Source organism: Campylobacter sp. 2018MI13, from assembly GCF_018501135.1.
Classification (GTDB): domain Bacteria; phylum Campylobacterota; class Campylobacteria; order Campylobacterales; family Campylobacteraceae; genus Campylobacter_E.
This window is the reverse complement of record NZ_JAHCZC010000365.1, coordinates 1-219: the sequence shown is the minus strand read 5'-3', so window position 1 is coordinate 219 and position 219 is coordinate 1. Positions and strand designations below refer to the sequence as shown.

1 protein-coding gene is annotated in these 219 nt (G+C 34.2%); it reads left to right on the top strand.

The window, feature by feature from the left end; translation table 11 throughout:
• The coding region (locus tag KJQ99_RS11550; RefSeq protein WP_284467068.1) for a zinc finger domain-containing protein at positions 1-219 on the top strand (219 nt) is incomplete at both ends.

The window sequence follows — 219 nt, the reverse complement described above, 5'->3', positions numbered from 1 at the left end:
CTTGCTCAAGATGTAATGGCAAGGGCAAAATAGCTATTAGAAAAGGCTTTTTCCAAATGGTTAGCACTTGTGATGTGTGTGGCGGTAAAGGGAAAGTAGTAAAAGATAAATGTTCATCTTGTCAAGGGAGTGGAAAAGAAAATAAAAAAGAAGAATTAGAAGTAACTATTCCTGAAGGAGTTGATAACGGAGTAACTTTAAAATGTTCTAATAAAGGAA